Genomic DNA, 14,476 nt, shown 5'->3' on the forward strand with positions numbered 1-14,476 from the left:
GTAAGGCCCTAATTCATCCTCTGTCTTACTATCTCATAGGCAAGAACACCGGCCGCCACCGAGGCATTCAGTGAATCGATATCGCCCTTCATCGGGATGGAGGCCACCATATCGCATTTTTCCTTCACAAGGCGGCTGACGCCGTCTCCCTCGCCTCCGATTACCAGTCCAATCGGCCCTTTCAGGTTCAGGCGGTACATCACCTCTCCGCCCATATCGGCACAGACGAACCAGAGTCCCTTTTCCTTCAGCTCCTCAATGGTGGCTGAAATATTGGTCACCTTGGCAACCGGCGTATAATTGATCGCACCGGCCGACGTCTTCGCCACCGTGGAAGTGAGTCCGACGGCCCGTCTTTTCGGTATGATTACCCCGTGTGCACCCGCCTGGTTGGCCGTCCTGATGATCGCGCCCAGATTATGCGGATCCTCGATTCCGTCCAGAATAAAGAGAAACGGCGGCTCGCCCTTCTCCTCAGCCAGTTTAAACATATCCTCTATTTCCGCGTATTTGTATGCGGCGGCATAGGCGATCACGCCCTGGTGTTTCCCGGTATCGGAGAGCTGATCCAGTCTCTCTTTCGCAACATAATTGATAATCGTATCCTGTTTTCTGGCTTCCCTGGTGATGGTCTTCACCGGGCCGTCCTGGCAGCCGTCCAGCACAAAGAGCTTGTCTATCGTCTTTCCCGAACGGAACGCCTCCAGCACCGCATTGCGCCCCTCTATCGTCAGTTCTTCAAATCTTACACTGTCTTCACCTGCATCGTTTCCGGTATCTCCGGCTTTGCAGGCGCTGGTGTCATTCTGTTTCATCCGTTTTACTTTCCTCCTGCCCATTCAGCGCTTCCGGTCCGCCGTCCGCCTCAATCTCGCCCAACTTTGAAAGGCCGTGGCCCAGCAGTTCAGCCATCCTCCCCATCTGTTCCGTCAGGTAGAGATATCCCATCAGGGCCTCAAATCCGGTTGCCATCCTGTAGTCTTTCATTGTGGCATGCTTTGCCATTGTCACCGATTTGGCGTTTCTGCCTCTTCTGTATACGGCCTTTTCCTCCTCGGTCAGCTCTTCCTCCAAAACCTTATAGAAATTGGCCTGGGCCTCCGCCTTGACAAGGCCTGCCGTCCTCTTATGCATCTTGTTGACCTGGGTGTTGCCGTGATTCATGACAAAGGTGCGGATTGCCAGCTCATAAACGGCATCCCCCAGATATGCCAAGGCCAGGGGAGAATATTCCCTGGCCTCTACTTCTTTCAATTTCAGTGCTTCTTTAAAACAGTTCAGGCACGTTTCCATTTGACGCCCTCTCTTGTGTCTTCCAGGACAATTCCCATGTCCAGAAGTTTTCCGCGGATCTCGTCTGCCAGGGCAAAGTTCTTGTCTTTTCTGGCCTGCTGTCTCTGCGCAATCATATCCTCGATCTCGCTGTCCAGGATTTCTTCTTTCTTCTCCGTAATGATTCCGAGTACGTCACAGAGCTTCTCGATAGTTTCCTTCATCCAGGTTAAATATTCCTCAGACGCTCCGGCAGCCGTCGTATTGCTGAATTTCACCAGCTCGAAAATGGCGGAAATCGCGTCGGCCGTGTTGAAATCGTCGTCCATGGCGTCTTCAAACTTCTGAACGTATTCCTTCGCAGCGATTATATTCTCTTTCTCAGCGTCCGTCATCACGCCTTCTGCCGTCTTCAGTCCGTCATTCAGCTTCTCTACCGCCGTGAGGATTCTCTCAAGGCCGTTCTTGGAAGCTTCCATCAGCTCGGCGCTGAAGTTGAGCGGGCTTCTGTAGTGGGCGCTCAGCATAAAGAAACGCAGAACCTGAAGGTCATACTTCTCACTGATTTCCCTGACAGTAAAGAAATTGCCGAGGGACTTCGACATCTTCCTGTTGTCAATGTTTAAAAATGCATTATGCATCCAGTATTTTGCAAAATTTGTGCCGTTGGACGCCTCGCTCTGTGCAATCTCATTCTCATGGTGCGGGAAAATCAGATCCTCTCCGCCCGCATGGATGTCGATGGAATCGCCCAGATATTTCTTGGACATAACGGAGCACTCGATGTGCCAGCCCGGACGGCCGTTGCACCACGGTGACTCCCAGTACGGCTCCCCGTCTTTCTTCGGTTTCCAGAGCACGAAGTCGGTCGGATCTTCCTTATCTTCCTCTCCCGTCACCTTGATCTCGCGGAAACCCGACTGGAGATCTTCCAGATTCTTATGGGACAGCTTTCCATAGCCGTCAAACGACTTGGTGCGGAAGTATACCGTGCCGTCTTTGCCCGTGTAGGCATGGCCCTTGTCGATCAGATCCTGAATCATGTCGAGCATGCCGCAGATTTCCTCCGTTGCCAGCGGATGGGTGGTGGCCGGTTTCACGTTCATCATCGCCATATCTTTCTTGCACTCTTCGATATATCTCTTGGAGATGGTGTCGGCGTCCACGCCCTCTTCGATTGCCTTTTTAATAATCTTGTCATCCACGTCGGTAAAGTTGGATACATAGTTCACTTCATATCCCTTGTACTCAAAATAACGTCTTACCGTGTCAAATACAATCATCGGCCTTGCGTTGCCGATATGAATAAAATTGTATACGGTTGGCCCGCATACATACATCTTAACCTTGCCTTCTTCCAGGGGGACAAATTCTTCCTTTTTTCTGGACAGAGTGTTGAAAATTTTCATACTTTGCTTCTCCTGTTATTTCTTATCGTTATGATTGAATTTCCTTTTTATTAACTTACCTTCTTTGATTTACCTGGCAGCCGAACAGCCGGAGCAGCCTCCGCAGCCGGAGCCCTGCATCATTTCCCTATCATAGCAGTAATTGTCTACCGTCGTCAACAGGGTAATTGCCTGGGATGAAATTCCCTCTCCGCTTCCGGTGAACCCAAGGCCCTCCTCCGTCGTCGCTTTGACATTGACACGGCTCTTCTCAATGCCGAGAGCCCCGGCGATATTCTCCATCATCTGCGGACGGTAGGCCAGAAGCTTCGGCTTCTGGGCAATGATTGTCGCATCGATATTCTCTATAATATAACAGTTCTCCTCCAGCAGCTTTCCTACGTGCTTTAACAGCTCAATACTGGATATTCCCTTGTAGGCAGGGTCCGTATCGGGAAAATGTTCTCCGATATCTCCAAGCGCAGCCGCTCCTAAAAGAGCGTCCATCACCGCATGCACCAGTACATCGGCGTCAGAATGGCCCAGCAGGCCTTTCTCATATGGTATTTTTACGCCGCCGAGGATCAAATCCCGGCCCTCCGTCAGTCTATGGACATCATATCCCTGTCCGATTCTCATATTGTCTATCCTTTCTGTCATTCAATTTAGTCATTCAGTTTACTTCCTTATACAATGATCCTGACCTTCCGCTCAATACAGCGCACATGCAGATCGCTCTGGTACAGACAGCTCTCCCCATCCACATGAACCGCCATCGGCCTGTCCGTGTGAATCTGGACTTCCCTGCACTGGTAAGTTCTGAGTCCCTTATTATGGGAACGTTTTAACAGAGAACGCCAGAGGATCGACAGCACCTGCATCTTCGAAGAATGGCTGACCGCACAAATCTCCAGTCTGCCGTCACTGCAGTCCGCTTTGGGCGCAAACTTGAATCCGCTCCCCTCAAAAGGATGGATATGCGCAGATATAAAATAGATATAATTAAATTCTACCCTCTTATTTCCGTCCAGCACGATATAGCCCTTCGCAGGCCTTGCCATCAGGTACTGCTTGATTCCGACAAGAATGTAGTTCATCTTCTGAAGATGAATCCGGTTGAACAGTGGTTTTACTCTTGAATAAAGAAGATTATGACAGACAGCCGCATCCAGGCCGATGCCGGCGCTCACGGCAAATCTGCGGTGTTTCACTACATCATCTCCGTAGGTGACAACGCCGTAGTCCATAAGTTTATGATATTTGGGATGGAGAACCTTCTTTAAACATTTTCTCGGGGAGTGCGGAAGTTTCAGGCTCCTGGCAAGATCATTGCCGGAACCGGTCGGAATATACCCAAGCGTAATCGTATTGCAAAAAGAAAGACCGTCCAGCACTTCATTAACCGTACCGTCTCCTCCAACAACCACAATGATCTTAGGTTCCTTGCACCCCTTCGTAAGCTGATCGGCAAACTCGGCCGCCTGTCCCGGCCTCTCCGTCAGAAATGCCTTGTATTCCACGCATTCCAGCTTCAGCAGTTTTTCAATTCTCTTCCAGACTTTATAACCGTATCCACTCCTGGAGTGGGGATTTATAATAAAATAATACATCACAGCCTCCGTTGTTCTGTATATTTTAGTTACCATTCGCAGAACTGCCGAACCACTGCAGGGCTATGAACCGTAACATTTTAAAGCGGCCGCCGGCAGGCAGAAGACCGCAAAAACATCTGTTTTATTCACTGTTTTTAATTATAGCATACTTCATAGTAAAAAGAGAAGAAAATTTCTATAAAATATTGTCAAAAAAGTATTGACAATTGGAACAATAAATATTATACTATCTAAGCAGTCGCGATTGAGGGACATGCAAATGGGGTCTTAGCTCAGCTGGGAGAGCATCTGCCTTACAAGCAGAGGGTCATAGGTTCGAGCCCTATAGGCCCCATTGAAAACAAAATATGGCGGAATAGCTCAGTTGGCTAGAGCACACGGTTCATACCCGTGGTGTCGAGAGTTCAAATCTCCCTTCCGCTACTAATTAATAGCCCTGGAATCCTTATTTTATAATGGTTCCGGGGTTTTTGCTTTTGAAAAATCAACAAAATTTGAATACTCACGTTGGAATTGTCGCATGATAAAGATGTTGCTTATATCAAGAAATTCCCAGGAATTATAGAATTCTCAAATGTCAATTCATACATTAGAATATGTCACTGATCAGAGTTTTCTAAGTCCTTGGGAATTTCTTTTCCAGGATATTCAATACAGGATTGGGAAATACTGCCTAATTTGCTAATGCCAGTACAGAATATTGTCTCTCCCCTCCAGCAAGAATTTCAGGAGTGTAACCCCAAAGCCCAATAACGTAGTTTTAATTTCCGTCTGACCGTCCTTCAGCTTTGGATATATATTAGTTTACATCATTGTAGAATGTATCTTTAATTCCTCTTTTAATCAAATTATCAATCGTTTTATCCAGTCGCAGCTTCCAAAAATTTCTGAACCATACCTTATCGCCATAAAGTCTAACTAATATCGGACTAACCTTATAATAGCATTTAATAAATATTCTGCCATACCAGCTTTGACTCAGTACATAATCTCTATATCTTCTAAGTGCCCACACTTGAGGGCAGTTATAGGATCCATAGACACAAGTAGCAATGTAGCATCCCCCACCATTAGATGAAACTTCATTTATTGATAAATATTTTTCAAATTTTCTTTTAAATGTATCTGATGCAACGATTTCCGGCACCTTTTCAGACCTATAGAATATGCTGTTTGTTATTTCTTCCATATTGTTTGGTTCTTCAAAAATTATTTTTTCTAAATTACAACAATAAAATGGAAATCCATTAATACACTTAACGCTGGCCGGAATTACAATCTCTCTTAAAGACCTACAATTTGTAAAACATTCGCTTTCGATCTTTATAACTCCATCCGGAATTATCACCTCTTTCAATGATTCACATCCCGAAAATAGGTTTACATTTATTCTACGCAGGCCTTTTGGCAATTTGATCCGTTCCAAATTTGTGCAGTCACCAAAAGCCATAGCACCTATTGAAAAAATAGAATCCGGCAATACAATCTCTTTTAGATTTCTACAACTTAAAAATGCTCTACCTTCTATTAAGGTAACCGAACCAGGTAATATTATTTTTTCAATATTAATATTTCTACAAAAAGCCATCTCCCCAATAGTATTTATATATGACGGTACTTCAACAACTTTTTGTTCACCTTTGTATATGAGCAGCTTAGGTCCTTCCGTCTCGAAGTTGTTTTCTGTTGCATTATTATAAATATTAACAACTGAATTAGATATATTATTCGTCATATTATAATTATTTACTACCTTCTCAGTTACAAAAGCGGTCCCACAATACTTGCATATTCCCGCTTCCTTTGTCTCATCAACTTCAATATCTGCTCCACATTCTGTACATTTAGCTGCAACAAGTCCCATTACAAATCCTCCCCCCTATTATGTATATTACATGTAACTATAGTACCATTTTATCTCTATAAAAGGAAGTATAAACCACTGCTTAAGATATTTTAGGATCTTACCTAGCCATTTTGTATACAGAGTCTGATTCCAATTTTTCTTTTCCTATTAATAAGTTTTTTGATTTATGGGCAATCAGCTCACAAGAATCAAAGTTTCCCTTGAAAATGACATTTCACCAGGATTACAAAATATTGTAATGCTTAACCGGATGGTAACTCTCTCCCGGCATCTGTATACTATGTAAGTTTGACATAATCCACAAGGTTCATTTCTTCTGTAACCTTCCGGACTTTTTCTGTTTTAATATATCCCATTTTCTCATACAAATGGCAAAGTCTAGCTTCTTGTTCGATCGTATCCAACTCCCATCTCCGGGCATTTGGGTATAAACCTTCTGCAAGTAATATTGTCTGTTGAGCATAGCCTTCCCCTTGAAATTCCGGAAGAATAAAAATCTGCTTTAATTTGCATACCCCCCCGGCTTTGTATATTCGAATTGCTCCGATATGTATTTCAAACAGACATATAAAATAGTACTCTATACAAGGATTTCGCAACCGTTGTACCGTTTGAGCAATCTTTTCTGATCCGGGGCTGAAATCATAGTCCTTATATTTTTCAAGTAACTTCTTAAATGATGTAATTTGTAAAGCATAGATTTCTTCGAAGTCTGAAATAGTAGCCTTAGATAAAGTAATTTCCATATTGCCTCCTCCTAATTCACATAATAATTGATATAAATATGATGTTCAGAACTTGGGCATCAGCAGTAAAGACAACTCACAGCCCTGACATAATCTTGCTCTTCTGTCTCATCCATCTAGATATGTGTACGACATTCAATGTATTATGTTATAGATGATACACGCAAATTTTATACGTTTAATTCTATCATTAAACCTAATCAAAAGATATATTTAAGTAATGATGGCGGCCGCAGTATAGCTTTATAAAGTCCCATATATAGACTGTATCGATCTTTCATGCAGGAATATATTGTATTTTGCATAAAGAGCATCTACTGTATCCATAAGTCCGGCAGGATGGCAGTTGATGCTACCGCACCAAACAAAAGTATAACGTTTTACATTTGCTTCGCTCTTCGTGCCAATAAAAAGCGGTTCAGGATACAATCGGCTTTAATTTATCTGCTCCGTTTAGTTTTGTTCTCTACAACAAATAAATCCGTCCAATTATTACACGGAGCACAGACACGCACTACATCACCGGCATCGCATTGCATGATATTAGAAACCGTAAAGGTATTTCCGCAATATAACACGCGGCACGTAGTGGCATTTACCGTCTCGGTAATCTGGGCCGTAAAAGTCTTATCGGAATTTACTTCTTTCTTTATCATTTTATCAACCTGTGCCGTGGTTTTCTCTGCTATGTATTGAACTAATTCTGAATAATTCATATTATATTTCACCTCCCGTTAGAAAAGGATGCCCAAAGAACCAGGCATCCTCAAATCATTTTAGTATTTGGAAAATTTTTGACATAATGCCGAGTCAAATTCTCTGGCAATGGTATCTACCAGCTTCTGTGTATTATCAACACTGTTCAAATTAATGTCGCCCATGTTAAAATTAAATTCTTTTACAGTAGCCGACGGATTATATGCCTGCTTAAAAGGGGTAAATTCCGGTAAGCTGACCGGTATTTGAGAAGAATACTGAAGTAAATGCTGCTTTTGTTCTTCACTCAGTGCCAGTTTTTCCAGTGCATTAAAGTTTTCCGCCACCTGATCAATCTGCTCCGGGTTAACTACGACCTCTCCTTCATGAAGGATAGAAGCAATCTCTTCCGGATTGAGTTTTCGAAGTCCCAGTGTTCTGATAAGTTCAGTGTTGCTACTGACAGTACGCCCAACCGGGCTGCTTTCAAGTCCATCTTTGTGAGAATTCTTTGCTTTTTCCCGTTCCTCAATTTCTTTTGCCGGGCCTTCTGCTGTTCCATCCGGTGTATTCCAGTTCGGTCCTTTGGAAGAAGACTGGCCTTTACCTCCCTTACCTCCGGAGGACGGCTTGGAATCAGAGACTTTCTTAGCCTCTTCTTCAGCCATCTTCTTCAGTGTTGCAAGCTGTTCCTCCAGGGTCTTTTTAATTTCCTCCCAGGTGGATGTATACTTTGATATTAATTCACTGTTTGAGTGTGCCGCTTGCAGGTAAGCTTTGAAATCCTCGTAAGAACCGGATATCTGGCTTTGTATGTTTTCCAATGCCGATGCCGTATCGCTGTTGCCCGAAACGTTTAAAAGTGCATCCAGATATTCCTGAGAGGAGAAACCGTCTTTGGCTGCAAGAATCAGCTCATCGAATTTAGAGAGTACATCCTGATAGCTCATTGTCCCACTCTGGAAAGCTGCTATATACTGTTCCATAAGAGACGATACCTTTTCCGCTGCATCAATTTGTTTCTGGTACATTTCCTTCTGAGCCTCTACAGCCTCATAATTCTTTACCATTGCATCATAGATGTCTTTATCATTACCGGTAGTGACTTTATCCTTCCAGCCGGCGCCGAGAATATCGGAGGCATGGGCCGCTTCATTTGCATCACGGATGTTATCCGCTATTTCAGACCATCTGTCCTTAATTTCATTCAGTTTATCGATTTGTCCGTCATAGCTTTCTAAAAGATCATCACGTTCTTTCTCCAGTGACTCAATCTGCTGTTCCAGTTCATACTTCGCTTTATTGTACAGTGCGTCCTCGTGCGCTTTATTAGCGTTTCTGACTGCATCTATATCTTCCCGATAAACAATCTCACCATTTTCTACAACTTGCGTTGTTTTCTGATTTTTAGCACGTTCCAGGTCATACAAGCTTTGTTCGGCATCTAGTTGAATTTGACGTGCCTCATTAGTTTTATTCAATAAATCCAATTCATCCTGTAATGGTTTAATCCTGGCTTCATAGGATTCCTCTGCCGCCTCTTTCATGTCATTATAACTATCGATTTCTTTCTCAATCGTATTAATAACAGCAGAGATAGCTGTGTCGTAATCGCCTGTAACGCTATCTAATGCACCTTTTATACTGTTAAGCTGCTCTTTTAAATCGTTGATTTTATTGAGGGGGATATCTAAGATTTGTTTGTTGTACTGGATTTGTTCCTGAATCAGAGAAGACATTTCGTTTTCGCAGTCCTGAATGCTCTTCTGGACTTCGTTAAACTTGTCGCTGCCATAATCATAATTAGACAGCTTTTTGACCAGTTCTTCGTGTTCTTCTTTCAGCTTTTCGATTTGCTTAGAGGATAATTCAATTAGCTTTTGTAATTGCTCCTGTGATGTATCTTTTCCCAAGCTGGATTGCTCATTAATGAAATTACTGAGGTCTTGCTTGATAAATCCGAGCAATTCCAAATACCGTTCAATTCTGCGGACGGGGAGGTTTAGAATTTCTTCATTCCATTTGGCTTGATTTTCTTCGCATTGCCTTATGGCGTCTTTACAGCTTGATATCTGAGACTTGACATTGTACCATTCAGCACTTCCTTCATCTAATTCGTCCAAATACTCTTCTAAAGCATCAATCTGCTCATACTGTAAGTCTATTTGGTCGTCAGCCAGATTTATCATGTCCCGGTAATCAGACTCCGTAATAATACGGCCTGTAATTTCTTTAAGACTTATTTCTGACTCGATTTGACTCATCTCGGATTTTAAATCTTCCAGGGATTCCTTGATGATATCCACTCGGATTTCAAATTGTCGTTTAAGATCCTCAGTGTGCTCTTCTATCTTGTTTTTGCATTTCTCATCCTGTTTCGTATAGGTTGCAAAAGCCTCTTTGCCATCCTCCAAAAGCTTCACCTTTGCAGACATGGTTTTATCATCGGGATCATAACTAAATTCGTTTCTCCAATCCTCAGGAGAGGTATTCCCCATCATAATTTTACTAATCAGAGCATTACCTTCTGTCTCACCAAATGCCTCAATAATTTTCTGACGGACTGCTTCCCACTGGCTCAGGTAGATATCAAGAGCCTCTTTGTTTACCCGTATTACTTCCTCATCGTTTGCGAGTAATTCATGCGTGAGGGAGAGCTGCTTCTCATAAGCTACATTCTCATCCTCTATGATGTCTACAACCTTTTGCCGTTCCTTTTCAACATGGTCTAATGCTGCCGGAATCCAGTCGAGGACTTTCTTTTGTTCCTCTTTTGCTTTTTGTGAATTACCCCCATTACCTTTAGAGTCAATTTTACCAATATCTGCAACTCCTATAGAAATATTCGCCAAACTATCCAATGACTTTATCGCCTGATTATAAGCCGACGTGGATGCAATTGCCGCACTTCTTGCCGCTGCCTCTTCACCACTATGTACACCACCATCCAATGCATTTGTAGTAGCTACACCATCAACAACCTGTACTTGATAATATTTCGCCCAAGCAGCGGCACAATTTTTGATTAATGTTTCCTCTATTTTCGCCTTTGCTTCTGCTAATGATTTGAAATTTTCCAAATCCGTATTATAGTATCCGCCTAACATATTAACCAACTGTGTATTTCCGTTTACAATACTGTTAATTGTATCATTTACGGCTGCTACCTTGTTTGATTCATTCTGTAATATCTTCTGATAAAATGTTTCATCCGCCTGCATCATATTAATATATGCAGACTTGGAAGAAGTTTCCTGTCTCTCTAATTCCTGGTTCAAACCATTACGTAATTCTTTTTCATTACTAAGATACGATAAAAGACTGGGATAGTTAGATATAATTTTATCAACCGAAGACGACGACAGATTATTAATACCATTTTCATCTAGATCCTTCAAGATAACTGAAATATCCGAGATTGAAGCTCTTGAATCCTGTAACTGTTTTTTCCAAGTGCTCAAAGAGTTTGTATTTTCATCAATGTTATATGCCATGTCATGGAAAATCTGTGATAGCATAGTAAACGCAGACTCATCAATAAAGCCCCCCTTCAGCATTTCTCCAAGCTTGGAACTAATGTTATTTAGACTCAGCTTAGCAATGCGCTCAAGTTCTTCCCTTAATCCAATAAATGCCCCAGTGGACATTTCCACTTTACTAGGATCAATTCCATATTCCTGTATCAGGTCAAGCGCACCTGATTTTGTCATCGTACCATCTGCCAAAGACTTTTGTGCTTCAATCAAAGACTTTATTTTACTCTGATATTCATCAATCTTCTTGTTCTGGTCTTCTGTCCAAGGCAATAAGGTCTTGCCATCGGATACCTTTGGCACTTCCTGTATCGCTTGTGTTGCCAAGGAGCTAAAATCTTTTGATAGCAGATCATTGTAAACGCGTTTTAGTCCCTCGCCTGCACCGCTTGCATTTAATAATGCATCCTTCATGCTATTGAAGCCTTCAACTGTAGTTGGTATTCCATTATGATACTCATATTCCAGCTTTAGTTCTTCATATTTATTTTTAGTGTACGTCTTTACACTTTCAGAGACATCTGAAATAATCTTATCTATATTTTTATAAATATCTGATTCAAGAATGGCATCGTTATTTAACGCTTTAGACTGTAACGTAAGACGCTCTCTTGCCTTAACCAGTTCAGAATAGTACTCAACAACGCTATCCATATTTTCAGGATGTTCTGGTGCCCACTTTATACCTTGACTGGTTTCCTTTTCAAAACCACTCAGCATTGTGCGAACAATTCCGAGTGCCTGTACGTGCTTTTCCACACCAGTCATATTGACATTTAAAGGTACATCAATTTTACTTCCACTCCATGTGCTCCATGTAGCATCATGCAAGGTATCTTCTGCGGCCTTTCGCCCTCTCACTGCTGCTGCGTACTGCTCTTCTATCTCTGCTCGCGTTGCCTCTTTTAAAGCTTCGGAATATTCTTCCGTACCAACTGTCAGGCCTTCCAACACCTCCGCTTTATTACCCAGCGCCAAAGTAATTTGCTCAATCGCTGTCTTAAATTCTTGCTCTTGCGAAGACGTACGATCCGTAACTCCTGCTAAGTTTTCATACTGCATATACAATTCATTTAACTTATTCGCCTGCATAGCGGCAGCATCAGCAGCTTCAATACTCGTCTGTCTGGCATCATCTATTGCTTGCTTAAACTCATGATATTTACCAGAAACAGCTCCTATTCCAACGCTTATAGCCATTAATGAAATTCCAATGGGGTTCGACAGAAAAACTGCTTTCATGGTGGCCCCAAGTCCAGTGAGTGCGGCTTTCAGGCTAAATGTACTCGTTGCCGCCTTAACATTTGCCACTGCCTGCCCTTCTGTTACCTGTGTAAGTCCCAAAGTAGCAAGTTTTTCTTTTTGTTTGGTTCTTACTACATCCTGACCTGAAAGTATATACATTCTATCGCTTTGAGATAATGCTTTATTGGAAAGAAGCAACTTGTTCTGACTATCACTTAGGCTTTTGCTTGCCTTCCCAATATTTACCAATGCCGTTTTTCTTTTTCCTGCATCTATAGGCAGAGAATCGATTTGTTTTATCGCATCGCCCAAGGTGCTCATTTGCATTGCCGTAGATACACAAGCTGTACTTATCGCAACAATACTTTTAACTGCACCCGTAGCCGCTATCCCAACCAAAGAAGACTGCAATAAGTTAAACTTATTAACCAAGTCAAGAATAGAAGTTCCCACATTAGCAATACTTTTAGTCATATCCCCACTAAGTATACCTGTATATGTGTAAACAAGCGTTTCTTTAAATCTGGTTATGGCTGCTGATGCACCTTCCTGATACCTTTGGAATTCCCGCTCTACACTGCCAACAGAATTCAAAACATCTTTATATATTTCCTCTGCCTCGGACATGTTTTGTAGCATAGCCGCCATCGGAACACCGCTTTGATTTCCGGCTATTTTTTCCAGCAAAAGTGACTGCGAATTGTCACTGAGGGAATTATAGACTTTGGAGATTTCCAATAAAATATCGTAAGTAGATTTGAAAGTATTTTCGTCAAGCATAATGTCTACTTTACCATTGGTTAAGTTTAATATTGTTTCTTGCAGCATTGCAACTGACTCTTCTGCTTTTTCTCCATCCTCTGTGAGCCCTCGCAATCTCATGCTCACTGTTTTCAGCATATTCCCAGCTTCAGACGGAGACTGGAAAATCTGGTTTCCTGCTGCGATCATTGCAATTGACTGGTTTAAATCATTGTTACCTTCTTGCAATGTTGTAGCACTATTTTTCAGTGCATCAGAGATTTCCTCCGCATCAATACCGCGCGTGTTTGAGATATTATTAATTTTATCTGCTATAGCCAAGGCCCGTTCACTATATTGTTCTTCTGTAAGCCCATCAATTTCTTTGAATGCCTGTAAAGTAGAAATAAGAGTGCTCATCGCCTTTTCAATGCTCATATCTCCGGTCTTTTCAAATTTAGTGGATACTTCTGCTAATTCCTCACTTAATCCTAAACTAAAACCAATCTTTTTCCAGTCTGTAACAGAAGAAATTAATGATTTTGTTTCTACTGCCAGTTCCCTTGCTTTCTTAATCGATTTATCCAAATAAGCCGGGAAATCCTCTCGAGAGTTAATTTCATCCGCAACTTTATAAAGCCCGGTCATTGAATCGTCTAACGCATTAACCTCTGTATATGCTTTTCTTGCTTGACTATAGGCTACTGCAACCATAGATGTAGCACTAATCAAGTCACCAGTACGTCCCACAGCTTTCTTAAAAGTATCAGTCAAAGTAAGCCCACTTAGGTTGGTAGCCTTCAACTCATTTTTAAATGCCGCCATTCCTAAAGTGAGTTTTTTAATATCACCGCTTGTTGATGCATTATATGCATCGTTCAGAAGTTTCCCATACTTTTGCGTCGCTGCTGAGTTTGTAAATAACTTGCTATTTTGTTTTGCTAATAAAGATAAATCACTTACTAACTTGTCTTTCTTTATCAAAACCTTATACTCGATAGGTGTTTGACTGGCAATCTTTTGTGCACTAACTCCAGCCTGTTTAACAGACTCTTCTAATTGTCCTGTATTTGCCTTTAAACGTATATCCAAATCTTCGATTTTAGTTTGTAATGTTTTTATCTGCTTTTTTAGTTGAGCTTCGCTTGTCGATTGATTCAGCTTAGTCTTTACACTGACGTTAAGGTTTGTTAGCTCTCTTAACGATTGTGTTAGTGCTCTTTTGGATAATGTCTTATTTATATTGGCTATTACCTTGACGAATAATTGACCATCAAAGGATTTCAAATCATTTTTTATCATTCTTTTTGACATGGTTTTGTCCAGAATCGCAATCAAGTTAATTCTAAAATTATTATTCATTTAATTCCTCCGT

The 14,476-nt window shown here is 41.9% G+C and carries 9 protein-coding genes and 2 tRNA genes; 2 read left to right on the plus strand and 9 right to left on the minus strand.

Annotation, left to right across the window (positions count from 1 at the left end; all coding sequences use genetic code 11):
• Positions 1-8 precede the first annotated feature (8 nt).
• The 5 genes from rlmB to QZT18_RS05435 all read right to left on the minus strand — a co-directional run bounded on the left by rlmB (position 9) and on the right by QZT18_RS05435 (position 4,270).
• The gene (gene rlmB / locus QZT18_RS05415) at positions 9-815 is read right to left on the minus strand and encodes a 23S rRNA (guanosine(2251)-2'-O)-methyltransferase RlmB (RefSeq protein ID WP_227030723.1); all 807 of its coding nucleotides are present in this window, start codon (positions 813-815) and stop codon (positions 9-11) included.
• Positions 802-1,293 (minus strand): Mini-ribonuclease 3, encoded by a 492-nt coding sequence (locus QZT18_RS05420; protein ID WP_125143537.1) that lies wholly within the window; start codon positions 1,291-1,293, stop codon positions 802-804. The genes rlmB and QZT18_RS05420 overlap by 14 nt, the downstream gene beginning before the upstream one ends.
• Complete coding sequence (gene cysS / locus QZT18_RS05425) at positions 1,278-2,681, minus strand: cysteine--tRNA ligase (RefSeq protein ID WP_294145327.1); 1,404 nt, start codon at positions 2,679-2,681, stop codon at positions 1,278-1,280. Before cysS ends, QZT18_RS05420 begins: the two co-directional genes overlap by 16 nt.
• A gap of 69 nt (positions 2,682-2,750) precedes the next feature.
• Complete coding sequence (gene ispF, locus QZT18_RS05430) at positions 2,751-3,299, minus strand: 2-C-methyl-D-erythritol 2,4-cyclodiphosphate synthase (RefSeq protein WP_294145329.1); 549 nt, start codon at positions 3,297-3,299, stop codon at positions 2,751-2,753.
• 47 nt (positions 3,300-3,346) lie between these two features.
• On the minus strand, positions 3,347-4,270 hold the full coding sequence (locus tag QZT18_RS05435; RefSeq protein WP_294145332.1) for a diacylglycerol kinase family protein: 924 nt from the start codon (positions 4,268-4,270) through the stop codon (positions 3,347-3,349).
• 264 nt (positions 4,271-4,534) lie between these two features.
• Here QZT18_RS05435 and QZT18_RS05440 point away from each other — a divergent pair.
• Positions 4,535-4,607: transfer RNA gene (locus QZT18_RS05440), tRNA-Val, on the plus strand.
• Positions 4,608-4,622: 15 nt separating this feature from the next.
• Positions 4,623-4,696, plus strand: a tRNA-Met gene (locus QZT18_RS05445).
• Between the two features lie 376 nt (positions 4,697-5,072).
• On the opposite strand, the gene QZT18_RS05450 is transcribed toward QZT18_RS05445, so the two are convergent.
• The 4 genes from QZT18_RS05450 to QZT18_RS05470 form a co-directional block, all read right to left on the minus strand.
• Positions 5,073-6,137, minus strand: a complete 1,065-nt coding sequence (locus QZT18_RS05450) for a leucine-rich repeat domain-containing protein (protein WP_294145334.1) — start codon at positions 6,135-6,137, stop codon at positions 5,073-5,075.
• A gap of 281 nt (positions 6,138-6,418) precedes the next feature.
• On the minus strand, positions 6,419-6,886 hold the full coding sequence (locus QZT18_RS05455; protein ID WP_294145336.1) for a GNAT family N-acetyltransferase: 468 nt from the start codon (positions 6,884-6,886) through the stop codon (positions 6,419-6,421).
• A gap of 440 nt (positions 6,887-7,326) precedes the next feature.
• On the minus strand, positions 7,327-7,602 hold the full coding sequence (locus tag QZT18_RS05465; RefSeq protein ID WP_294145337.1) for a hypothetical protein: 276 nt from the start codon (positions 7,600-7,602) through the stop codon (positions 7,327-7,329).
• A gap of 60 nt (positions 7,603-7,662) precedes the next feature.
• Positions 7,663-14,463: a phage tail tape measure protein gene (locus tag QZT18_RS05470; protein ID WP_294145338.1), complete on the minus strand. Its 6,801-nt coding sequence runs from the start codon at positions 14,461-14,463 to the stop codon at positions 7,663-7,665.
• Positions 14,464-14,476 lie beyond the last annotated feature (13 nt).

Origin of the sequence: uncultured Clostridium sp. (assembly GCF_900547735.1) — a bacterium.
Taxonomy (GTDB): Bacteria; Bacillota; Clostridia; order Lachnospirales; family Lachnospiraceae; genus Otoolea.